General features: G+C 68.9%; 12 protein-coding genes. 2 read left to right on the top strand and 10 right to left on the bottom strand.

Annotation, left to right across the window (positions count from 1 at the left end):
* Positions 1–54: 54 nt before the first annotated feature.
* Both GON01_RS05620 and GON01_RS05615 read left to right on the top strand, forming a co-directional pair.
* Positions 55–1,500, top strand: a complete 1,446-nt coding sequence (locus GON01_RS05620) for an ABC transporter substrate-binding protein (protein WP_157026355.1) — start codon at positions 55–57, stop codon at positions 1,498–1,500.
* 48 nt (positions 1,501–1,548) lie between these two features.
* Positions 1,549–1,986, top strand: coding sequence for a DUF4112 domain-containing protein (locus GON01_RS05615; protein ID WP_157026354.1), 438 nt, complete (start codon positions 1,549–1,551; stop codon positions 1,984–1,986).
* On the opposite strand, the gene GON01_RS05610 is transcribed toward GON01_RS05615, so the two are convergent.
* The 10 genes from GON01_RS05610 to GON01_RS05565 all read right to left on the bottom strand — a co-directional run bounded on the left by GON01_RS05610 (position 1,967) and on the right by GON01_RS05565 (position 10,899).
* Positions 1,967–2,269, bottom strand: a complete 303-nt coding sequence (locus GON01_RS05610) for an I78 family peptidase inhibitor (protein WP_157026353.1) — start codon at positions 2,267–2,269, stop codon at positions 1,967–1,969. The genes GON01_RS05615 and GON01_RS05610 overlap by 20 nt on opposite strands.
* On the bottom strand, positions 2,266–3,111 hold the full coding sequence (gene nadC, locus GON01_RS05605) for a carboxylating nicotinate-nucleotide diphosphorylase (protein ID WP_157026352.1): 846 nt from the start codon (positions 3,109–3,111) through the stop codon (positions 2,266–2,268). The genes GON01_RS05610 and nadC overlap by 4 nt, the downstream gene beginning before the upstream one ends.
* 179 nt (positions 3,112–3,290) lie before the next feature.
* Positions 3,291–5,354: a prolyl oligopeptidase family serine peptidase gene (locus GON01_RS05600; protein WP_232328667.1), complete on the bottom strand. Its 2,064-nt coding sequence runs from the start codon at positions 5,352–5,354 to the stop codon at positions 3,291–3,293.
* Positions 5,355–5,463: 109 nt separating this feature from the next.
* On the bottom strand, positions 5,464–5,805 hold the full coding sequence (locus GON01_RS05595; RefSeq protein ID WP_198159784.1) for a hypothetical protein: 342 nt from the start codon (positions 5,803–5,805) through the stop codon (positions 5,464–5,466).
* Positions 5,806–5,839: 34 nt separating this feature from the next.
* Entirely contained in the window at positions 5,840–6,235 is a 396-nt protein-coding gene (locus GON01_RS05590) for a hypothetical protein (RefSeq protein ID WP_157026349.1), read from the bottom strand.
* Between the two features lie 3 nt (positions 6,236–6,238).
* Positions 6,239–7,249 (bottom strand): quinolinate synthase NadA, encoded by a 1,011-nt coding sequence (nadA, locus tag GON01_RS05585; RefSeq protein ID WP_157026348.1) that lies wholly within the window; start codon positions 7,247–7,249, stop codon positions 6,239–6,241.
* A gap of 137 nt (positions 7,250–7,386) precedes the next feature.
* Complete coding sequence (locus GON01_RS05580) at positions 7,387–8,064, bottom strand: DUF4230 domain-containing protein (RefSeq protein ID WP_309503138.1); 678 nt, start codon at positions 8,062–8,064, stop codon at positions 7,387–7,389.
* Complete coding sequence (locus GON01_RS05575; protein WP_157026346.1) at positions 8,061–8,918, bottom strand: MBL fold metallo-hydrolase; 858 nt, start codon at positions 8,916–8,918, stop codon at positions 8,061–8,063. The genes GON01_RS05580 and GON01_RS05575 overlap by 4 nt, the downstream gene beginning before the upstream one ends.
* Positions 8,919–8,962: 44 nt before the next feature.
* Positions 8,963–10,534 carry a M56 family metallopeptidase gene (locus GON01_RS05570; protein WP_157026345.1) on the bottom strand — a complete coding sequence of 524 codons (1,572 nt, stop codon included), beginning with the start codon at positions 10,532–10,534 and terminating at the stop codon, positions 8,963–8,965.
* Complete coding sequence (locus GON01_RS05565; RefSeq protein WP_157026344.1) at positions 10,531–10,899, bottom strand: BlaI/MecI/CopY family transcriptional regulator; 369 nt, start codon at positions 10,897–10,899, stop codon at positions 10,531–10,533. Before GON01_RS05565 ends, GON01_RS05570 begins: the two co-directional genes overlap by 4 nt.
* Between the last annotated feature and the right edge of the window lie 24 nt (positions 10,900–10,923).

Raw genomic sequence — 10,923 nt, 5'->3', positions numbered from 1 at the left:
ACGCATTAAGGCAAGGGTTGGCGCGGCCCCGCAGGCCTCATAGAGGTTTGCCGGATGAAGCGGTGGCTCCTCCCCCTGCTGTTGCTGGCGTCGTGCAGCCAGGCCGACGACCAGGGGCCGATCCGCGTCAGCGCGATCGGCGGACCGCCGACGATGGTCGATCCCAGCCGCAAGCCGCCCGACCTGACGCAGCGGGTGCTGCTGGGGGCGGTCGCGGAAACGCTGGTCGCCTATGACGAGGATGCGCAGGTCGGGCCGGCGCTTGCCGAGCGCTGGATCGTGACCAGCGACGGGCTGAGCGCGATCTTCCGGCTGCGCCAGGCGACCTGGCCCAACGGCAAGAACGTCACGTCCGAGGAAGTGGCGCGCCGCGCGCGCGGCATCATCACCGCCAACAGCCGCAACCCGCTGCGCGACGCGTTCGATTCGATCGAGGAGATCAACCCGACGACGCCGGAGGTGATCGAGTTCCGGCTGACGGTGCCGCGCCCGCCGCTGTTCGAGCTGCTCGCCCAGCCCGAAGCGAGCATCCTGTCGCGGGCAATGGGGACGACCGGCCCTTACCAGATGGGCAAGCGCGAAGGCGGCACGGTCGCGCTGACGCAGCGGGTCAAGCCGCCGGAAGGATCGAAGGACCCGGTGCTGCCCGACGTCCGCCTGACCGGCGAGCGCGCGGCGCTGGCGGTCGCGCGGTTCGTGCAGGGCGGCACCGACCTGGTGCTGGGCGGCACCTATCGCGACTGGCCGCTTGTCCAGGCCGCGCAGCCGGCCAAGCGGGCGATCCGCATCGATCCGGCGGAGGGGCTTTTCGGCCTGTCGGTGGTCAAGGCGGGCGGTTGGCTGGCCGACGCCGAGATGCGGCAGGTCCTTGGCATGGCGATCGACCGCGACGCGCTGCTCGACGCGTTCAAGGCGCCGGGCTGGCTCGGCGCCCTGACGATCCTGCCGCAGCGCTACCGCTCGGCCGCCGATCCGTCCTATCCACCCTGGGCCGCCTTCGACATCACCGGCCGCATCGCCGAGGCGCGGCGCCGCGTGCAGGCGTGGCGCGCGACGCACCCGCAGCCGGTACGCGTGCGGCTCTACCTGCCCGCCTCGCCCGGCAACACCTTGCTCTACGGGCGGCTGGCCGCGGACTGGCGGCGCGTCGGCATCGAAACGGTGCGCGTCGACAAGCCGTCCGAATCGGACCTGGCGGTCATCGACGAAGTCGCGCCCGCGGGCAGCGCGCTCTGGTATCTCGACACGGTCGCCTGCCCGTCCGCCGACGCATGCTCCGACGAAGCGATCGACGCGCTCGAAGGCGCGCGCAACGCCCAGTCGCTGCTCGACCGCAGCGTCCAGCTGGCGACGGCCGACCGGGTGATCGCCAATTCCGGCCTGTACATTCCGCTGACCCGGCCGCTGCGCTGGTCCCTGGCGTCGCCGCGGCTCGGCCTGTTCAAGGAGAATGCGCGGGCCTGGCATCCGCTTACGCACCTGGTCGCCGCGAAGCGCTAGCGCAACCGGTCCGCGCTCCCCACGTTGGGATGCGTGAAGGAGTCGCCGATGGCCAGCCGCTACCGCCGCATGGAAGAGATTGCCCGCAGCCTGCCGGAGTTGAAGAACCCGCACGGCGTCCGCCGGCGCGTCGAGGCGATGGAGGCGCTGCTGGAGCGGCTGGTGACCATTCCCGGCACGAAGCGCCAGCTGGGCCTGGACGTGATCCTGGACGTGGTGCCGGGGGTCGGCAGCATCGCCGCAGGCGCGCTGGGGGCCTGGATGATCTGGGAAGCGCGCAACCTGGGCATGTCCAAATGGCAGATGGCGCGGATGGCCGGCAATGTCGGCGTCGACACGCTGCTGGGCGCGATCCCGTGGGTCGGCGCGATCCCCGACTTCTTCTTCCGATCCAACACCCGCAACCTGCGGATCATCAAGCGGCATCTCGACCGGCATCATCCGGCGACCGTCACGCTCGACGGGGTCAGCCGCAGCGGGCGCTGACCACCTTCCCGGCGGCGTCGAGGGCGATCGTCAGGCGGTCGGCCCGGAAGTCCATCGTCACCGCCTCGCCAGGCCGGACGACCCGCACCACCGTGGACCCGGTCGCCTGGCGGGCCTGTTCAGCGCCGTCGGCGGGGAATGGTTTGCCGACCCATGGCTGCACGTCCTCGGCATCGCAGCCCTCCATGGCGGGCGGGCGCGACAATGCCGGCCGCGCCGTATGCGTCTTCTCGGCGAAGCTGGGGCCCAGCGCGAGCGCGGAAGCAAGCAGGGACATCATCATAAGCTGCTGAAATCCAAGCCGATATCGGCGGCCGGTGCAGACTGGGTGATCCGCCCGACCGAGATATAGTCGACCCCCGTCTCGGCAATGGCGCGGATCGTTTCCAGCCGCACGCCGCCCGACGCTTCGGTGGGCACGCGGCGGCCGACCAGAGTCACCGCGCCCCGCAGCGTCGGCGGGTCCATATTGTCGAGCAGCAGGCGCGTGGCGCCCGCGGCCAGCGCAGGCTCGATCTGGTCGACGCGGTCGACCTCGACGATGATCTCGGCGATCCGCGCCTCCTTCGCCCGGCGCACCGCCTCCGCGACGCCACCGGCGACCGCGACATGGTTGTCCTTGATCATCGCCGCGTCCCACAGGCCCATGCGGTGATTGGTGGCGCCGCCCATGCGCGTCGCATATTTCTCCAGCAGGCGCAGGCCCGGGATGGTCTTGCGCGTATCGAGCAGGGTCGCGCCGGTGCCGGCGATCGCATCCACATAGCGCCGGGTTAGCGTGGCGATCCCCGACAGATGCTGAACGGTGTTGAGCGCCGGGCGCTCCGCCGTCAGCATCGCCCGGGCAGCCCCGCGCAGCCGCATCAGGTCGGCGCCGGGACGCACCTGCTGCCCATCCTCGACCAGCATCTCGATCTCGACGCCGGGATCGAGCGCGCGAAAGAAGGCGGCGGCGAGCGGAAGCCCGGCGACAGTGATCGCGTCGCGGCTGTCCATCACGCCTTCGAACCGGGCGTCGGCGGGGATCACCGCTTCGGACGTGACGTCGCCGCCCTGCCCCAGATCCTCAGCGAACGCGGCCTGGACGAACGCGTGCAGGTCGAAGCCGGAGAGCGCGAAGGTCATGGGGTGAGCCTTGCGAAAGGCGGAAGGTTAGGAAGGTTCGGCGTGCGGAAAAAATCCCCTCGATCAATGGGAGCGGACTGATCGACCGGATCGATCAACCGGCCATGGCAGGCGAGAGGCGATTCGGGGGTCATGGTTCGGAACGTACCAGGAACACCGGCGTGTAGGACCGACATTCTTCAACGCCCGGGCAGCACGCGGTTCAGGAACTCGATCAGCAGCGCCGCGCGCTTGGCATCCTCCGCATGATCGGCGCCGACCGAATGGCCGCCTTCCATATACTCATGGTAATAGACAGGGTTGCCATATTCCTTCAGCCGCGCCGCCATCTTGCGGGCGTGGCCGGGGTGCACCCGGTCGTCCTTGGTCGAGTTGTAGAAGAAGACGGGCGGATATTTCACGCCCGGGCGAATGTTCTGATAGGGCGAATATTTCGACAGATACGCCCATTCGTCGGGCTTGTCGGGGTCGCCATATTCGTCGATCCACGAGGCGCCGGCGAGCAGGTGCGAATAGCGCTTCATGTCGCCGAGCGGCGAGCCGGAAATGACCGCGCCGTAGAGATCGGGACGCTGGTTGACGGCCGCGCCGACCGTGACGCCGCCGTTCGACCGGCCGGAGATCGCGATCTTGCCTTTCGCGCTGACGCCGGTCCTGACCAGGTCCTCCGCCACCGCCTGCAGATCGTCGAACACGCGCTGGTGGTGCTCCTTCACCGCCGCCTCGTGCCAGCGTGGGCCGTACTCGCCGCCGCCGCGCAGGTTGGCGAGCACATAGGCATTGCCTTCCTCGACCCAGAACAGGGCGAGCGGGCCGGCGCGATAGGGCTGGCCGGTCAGATAGGTCGGCGTCTGCGCGGCCTTGAAGCCGCCATAGGAGTGGATCAGCGCCGGGACCGGACCGGTCACGCCTTTCTTGCGGACCAGGAAATAGGGAATGCGGGTGCCGTCGGCGGAGGTCGCGAAGCGCTGCTCGACGCTGAACTTGCTCGCATCGAAGCGGGCGGGAAGGCTCTGGACGAGCTCCGGCGGGGACGAAGGCGTGACCGCATAGAGCGAGGGCGGGGTCAGCATCCCCTCGACCGTCACGAAGGCGAGGTCGGACTTGCCCGACGTCTCGACCAGATGGACGCTGTTGTTGCGCGCGAGGGGGATGCGCGCGCTGGTCCAGCCGCCGCCGGCGCCGCGGCGGAGCGCGAACAGCTGGCCCGACACGTCGTCCAGCGCCTTGACCCACAACACATTGTCCGACGCGGCGACTTCCTCGATCGCCTGCCGCTCGGTGGGCGCCATCACCAGCTCCGGCGCGGGCGCCTTGCCTGCCGCCATGTCGGCCAACGGCCAGGCGACCAGCGCGCCGGCGGGGAAGGTCCGGCCGGCCGCCGCCAGCGGGCTGTTCAGCAGCGCGACCATGCGGCCGCCGATCACGCCCTGGTAATCGGCGTCGTCGGGGACCGGCAGCTTCACCAGCCGGCCGGCAGCCAGCAGGTACATGTCGCGTGTCCAGAAGCTCTTGCCGCGCACGACGAACGACCAGCGCGTGTCGCCATCCATCACCGAGAAGGGCGAGACCGACACATCGGCCTTCTCGCCCGTCATCAGCGTCACGGCGTCCGCCAGCGGCGTCCCGCGCTTCCAGAGCTTCACGACGCGCGGATAGCCGGAGGTGGTGAGCGAGTCCGGGCCATAGTCCGTCGCCACCAGCAAGGTGTCGGCATCCGCCCAGGCGACGTTGCTCTTGGCCTGCGGCAGGGTGAAGCCCGAATCGATGAACCGGGCCGTGACCGGATCGAACTCCCGCACCACATCGGCGTCGGTGCCGCCGGGACTCAGCGAGACGAGGCAGCGCCTATAGTCCGGCGCCCGGCAGTCGGCGCCGTGCCAGACCCAGCTCTTGCCTTCCTGCCTGCCCAGCGCGTCGACGTCGATCAGCGTGCGCCATTCCGGCTTGCCGGCGCGATAGGCGGCGAGCGGCGACACGCGCCACAGGCCGCGCGGGTTCTTCGCGTCACGCCACAGATTGGTGACCTGGTCGCCCTGCACATCCTCGGGCAGCGCGATCTGCTGCTCGTCGTCCAGGATCGCCAGCGCCCGCGCCCGATACTGCTCGTAGCCCGGCATGGCGGTCAGCACCGCCTCGGTCTGCCCGTTCCATTCCTTGACCTGGGCGAGCGCCTTGGGCCCCTCGATCTCCTCGAGCCAGAGATAGGGATCGTCGGCGGAAGCTGCCGGTGCGGCGGCCAACAGAAGCGAGGCAAGGGGCAGCAGCGCGCGATACAAAGGCGGGACCTCCTGGCTGGAAACGCGCGGACGTTAGAGACAGTCAGCAGGCCTGTCACCCGCTCCGGCTCTGCTATTTGCGCGCGGCGCAGCGCGAGGTGACGGTGGCGATTTCGGTCGGCGCTTTTTCACGCACCAGAGTCTCGGCGTCAGGGCAGCTGCCGGCGGCGATCAGGCCGTCGGCCTGTTCGAGCACCTTCAGCAGCTTCGCGTCCTGCGCCGTTCGTGCGGCGATCAAGGTTCGGTCGAAATCGGCTTGGGCCTGAAGTTCGGCGAGCCTTTGCTGGGGCGTGGGCAAGGCCTTAAACGGCTGGGCAGGTGTCAGCGGTCCCTGCGGCACAGGCTGGTTCGGGCAGCTGAGGCTCGTGCCGTTCCAGGCGCAGAGCGGCGTCTGGGCGGCGGTCGGGCTCGCCATCGCAAGGCAGATGACAAGCGGAATCTTCATTCGGCTATTCAACCTTCGTTTCTTGGGCTTCCAGCCTCAAGTGCCCGGTCTTGGGATCTAAGAAGGTGATTCGCCAGCGCCTTCCTCGCGCCTTGGCGTCCCAAGGTGAGGCATTTCCGTAACCCTCCCCTGGCACGCCATCTAGCGCAACTACATCAATCCATCCGTCGAACTCGCGCAGCGCTCGGTCCGCATGAGCTATGCGGCGCTTGTTGCCCGGCTTGTGTCCCCATCCTTCGATAGGGTCGGCGTGCACACGCGTGTCCATTACAAGCGCTCTAAAATCAGTCTCTTTCTTCCAGAGGCTTAAGCACACGCCATGATCGGCCTCGGCAGACCAATCGGTCCGGACGGCCTCCAATTCATAGCCGAGCGCTTTGAACGCTTCTGCAAATCTCAAGGCTCAATCCCCCGTCGCCCGAACCGGCCCCAGATCGCCCATGCCGACGGTGCCGCTCGCCATCGCGAGCATGCGGTCGAGGCTGGTCTTGGCCTTCAGGCGGAGGTCCTCGTCAAGCTCGATGCGGGGCTCCAGGTCGCGCAGCGCGACGTAGAGCTTCTCCATCGTGTTCAGCGCCATGTACGGGCAGATGTTGCAGTTGCAGTTGCCGTCGGCGCCGGGCGCGCCGATGAACTGCTTGTCGGGCACCGCCTTCTGCATCTGGTGGATGATGTGCGGCTCGGTCGCGACGATCACAGTCCTGGCCGGCGACTTCTTCGCATGCTCGAGGATCGCGCTGGTCGAGCCGACGAAATCGGCATGGTCGAGCAGGTGCGGCGGGCATTCCGGGTGGGCGAGGATCGGCGCGTCGGGATGCTCGGCCCGAAGCTTCAGCAGCTCGGTCTCCGAAAAGGCCTCATGGACGATGCAGACGCCCGGCCACAGCAGCATGTCGCGCCCGGTCTTGCGCGCGAGATAGCCGCCAAGATTGCGATCGGGGCCGAAGATGATCTTCTGGTCCTTCGGGATCTGCATCAGGATCTTTTCGGCCGAGGACGAAGTGACGATCACGTCGCTGAGCGCCTTCACCGCCGCCGAGCAGTTGATGTAGGTCAGCGCGATATGGTCCGGATGCTCGGCCCGGAACGCGGCGAAGCGCTCGGGCGGGCAGCTGTCTTCCAGGCTGCAGCCGGCGTCCATGTCGGGCAGCACGACGATCTTGTCCGGCGAGAGGATCTTCGCGGTCTCGGCCATGAAGCGGACGCCGCAAAAGGCGATCACGTCAGCGTCCGTTTCCTGCGCCTTGCGGCTGAGCTCAAGGCTGTCGCCGACGAAATCGGCGAGGTCCTGCAGCTCCGGCTTCTGGTAATAATGGGCGAGGATGACCGCGTTGCGCTCCTTGCGCAGCCGGTCGATCTCGGCCCGCAGGTCCAGGCCGGTCAGGGTTCCGCCGATTCCGTTTCTCGCATCCATCGAGCCACCAAACTCCGTTCGGGATGAGCCTGTCGAAGCCCACTCTTTCTCTCCGGGAGCCCGTAAGAAGAAGGGAAGCCTTCGACAAGGTCAGGCCCAACGAAGATGGGGTGTGGGCCGCGGACAATCCAGTCCGCTCAGCGCGTGCCGGCCACCTCGTTCAGCGGCGTCGAGCGGTCCATCTGCCGGTCGGAGCGGCCTTCGTCCGGGAAGCGGACGATCACGTGCGCGTCGAGGCCGGCGGCGCGCAGGGGGAGCGCGAAATTGCGCTCGACGGCGCGGCGGGTGGCCTCGCGCGCGATCCGCATCGGCGTCGGCGCCCGGGCCTGGCGAAGCAGCTCCGCCTGGGCGGCCTTGCGGTTGGCGTCGTCCAGCCGCTGCTCGGCATTGGTGAGGCGCATCAACAGGCCGCCGCCGTCATATTCGCGGATCGCGTTCAGATCGACCTGCGGCCCGGCGATCTCGATCGGCGGCAGCGTGACCGTCAATTCCTTCGTGCCTGCGTCCCAGCTGACGCTCTGCGGCCCGAGCTTGGCCATGTCGACTTCGTATCGGACGGTGCCGGGCATGATCAGCGTCTTCTTCGCAGTGAGGCCCAGACGGCTCTGCTCCGACGTCACCACCGCGACATAGCTGGCGATGAACGAGGTCAGCCGGTTCTGCTCGCGCATGCCGCTGAGGGTCGAGGAGACGATCGTCTCCGGGTCGGGCGCGAAGCGGGACGAGAGATAGATTTTCAGCACGACGAAGCCGGCGAACAGCAGCGCCAGCGCGACCAGGCCGCCGATCAGCGCACTGCGGAGCTCGCGCGTCACGCAGCGAGGCTCCAGGCCTCGCCGTCCTCTCGGGCGATGCCGCGGTCGCGCAGGTCGATCAGGTGCGCCAGCACCGAGCGGCCGGCGGCGCCGTGCAACCGCGGGTCGAGCCCGACATACATGCGCTCGACCATCGCCGGGATCGCGTCGACGCCTTCGCGGAGCAGGCGGAGGATCTGGCCCTCGCGCTGCTTGCGGTGGCCGGCGAGGCCGCGCACGAAGCGCCGCGGATCGCCGACCGGATCGCCGTGCGCGGGGTAATAGATGCGGTCGTCGCGGGCGAGGAGCTTGTCGAGGCTGGCCATATAGGCGGCCATATCGCCGTCCGGAGGCGAGACGACCGTGGTCGACCAGCCCATCACATGGTCGCCGCTGAACAGCGCGCCGGTCTCGTTCAGCGCGAAGCAGAGATGGTTGGACGTGTGGCCCGGGGTCGCGACGGCTTCCAGCGTCCAGCCGGGACCCTCTACTTGCTCGCCGTCCTGCATCACGCGGTCGGGCGCGTAGCTGTCGTCGAACGAGGCGTCGGCGCGGGGGCCCAGGTCTTCCAGCACCAGCGGCGCGCAGCCCATGACCGGCGCGCCGGTCGCTGCCTTCACGGCCGGCGCGGCGGGGCTGTGATCGCGGTGCGTGTGGGTGCAGAGGATCGCTATGACCGTCTCCCCCGCGACCGCGTCCAGCAGAGCGCGGACATGGGCGGGATCGTCCGGGCCGGGATCGATGATCGCGACCTCGCCCCTGCCGATGATATAGGTTTCGGTGCCGGTGTAGGTGAACGGGCCCGGATTGCCCGCGAGCACGCGGCGCACAAGGGGCTCGAGTTCGACGACCTGTCCGACCGGCGGGTTCTCCATCCTGAAGCGATGGGGGCGCCCGCCGGCTTTGACAAGGGCTGGGCCTATTTCTCCGACTTCAGCCGGACGATCTCGCGGTCGATGCTCGCCAGTGCGTTCTCGCGCGTGCGGCGCGCCCATTCGTCGTTGAGCGACGCGGCGAGCGAGGCGCGGGTCTGCTCGAGAGAGGCGATGATCTGCTTACGCAGCTTCGCGCGATCGACCGGCGAGAAGGCGCCGCACAGGACCTGCGCGTGGCCGTCGTCGCTGACCTTGGCCATGAACGGCGTGCCCTTGGGGCAATTCTTCGTGACGGTGACAGGGTGGGCGCGCACCGCTTCGCGCGCAGAGGCGCGGGCTTCGGCAGCGGCTTCGCGCGCGTCAGCGAGAGCGTCGGCCTGCGCTTCGCGCGCGGCGGCCCAGGCTTCGCGCTGCGCTTCACGCGCCGATTCCTGGATCTCGCGGATGTCGTCGGCATCCAGCATCTGATCCTGGCCGTCGCTCGACCAGCTGATCGACACCAGCGAAGCGGGAACCGCGGGCACGGCCGGCAGAGCCGGGAGCGCGGGCGGGACCGGCGGCGCGTCAGGCGCGGCGGGAGCTTGCGGAGGCACCGCCGCATGCGGCGCCGGCGGTGCGGCCGGAGGCACCGGCGGCAGCGGCGCCGCGACCGGCAGGATCGTGCGCACCTGCTGCTCGACCCGCTTGGTCGTCTCGGCGGCGATGCCGTTCGACGCGGTCAGCAGCAGCCCGCCGCCGACCAGGCCGGTCGCGATCATGCTGCCGAGCCGGGCGCGGCTGGCATTCCACCGATAGATTTTCATCATCGTCAGTCTCCTCTTGAGGTCATCCCCGGCCCCAAGAGCGCATGCGGCCACCGGCAGGCGGTCGCAGGCGGATTTCAGCAGCGCCGAACCATAAGCATGGCGCTCGAACGGCGTCGCTTGCGCGAGCACCAGCGCGTCGCAGGCAAGCTCCTGATCGACGCGGAAGGCGCGGTGCGCGAAGTGCGCGATCGGGTTCCACCAGTGCAGCGCGAGCACGACCAAAGCCGCGAAATTGGCGGACATGTCGCAGCGGCGATGGTGCTGCACTTCGTGCTCGATCGCGAGGCGCAGCTCATCGCGCTCGTAGCGGCGGCGATAATCCTCGGGCAGCACGACCGTCTTCAGGAAGATGCCGGCCGCGAAGGGCCCGCGCGCGGCGGGGCTGGCGCAGACCTCGATCCGGCCGCGATCGAAGCGCGGCAGCTGGGTCGCATCAGCGAGCGCGGCGCGCACGAAGCGGCGGTACGTCCAGATGTGCCAGAACAGGAAGACGAGCGCGCCCGCGGCCCAGGCGCAGCCGAACAGCAGCAGCCAGTTGACAGATGGCGCGTCGACCGCGGCGGTCCCCGCATCCGTGTGCAGCGCCGCCGCCGCGGCGAGCAGCGCCTCGACATTGGCGGGGAGGACGTGGATCGGCACCGGCGCGACCGTCTCCGGCAGCGGCGGCAGCAGCATGCGCAGCGCCGGCAGCAGCCACAGGCCGTAGGCGATGTGGGGCCCGAAATGCCGCGCGACCGGACGGCGCACGGCGAGCACGACCAGCATCAGCAAAGTGCTGGCGACGAACGTCTCGATGGCCCAGCTGATCATGGCTTCAGCTCCTTCAGGAGAGCTTCCAGTTCGGCGATGTCCTCAGGCGAAAGCGAGCGGCGCTCGGCCAGGTGCGCGATCAGCGGCGTGACGCGGCCCCCGAACAGCCGGTTCACCAGCTTTTCCGATTCGCGGCCGACATAGGCCTCGCGCTCGATCGCGGGGCGATAGAGGAAGCGGCGGCCATCGGCCTCGTGGCTGATGGCGCCCTTGGCGAGCAACCGGGACAGCAGGGTTTTGACGGTGTGCACGCTCCAGCCCCGTTCCGGGCTTGCGCGCTCGGCGACTTCGGCGGCGGTCAGCGGCTGCTCCTCCCAGAGCACCTCCATCACCGCATGCTCGGCCTCACTGATCCGTTCAGCCATTCCCCAGGCCCTTTGTCGTTATTA

Source organism: Sphingomonas horti (assembly GCF_009753715.1).
Classification (GTDB): Bacteria; Pseudomonadota; Alphaproteobacteria; order Sphingomonadales; family Sphingomonadaceae; genus Sphingomonas_B; species Sphingomonas_B horti.
This window is presented reverse-complemented; position numbering and strand designations above follow the sequence as displayed.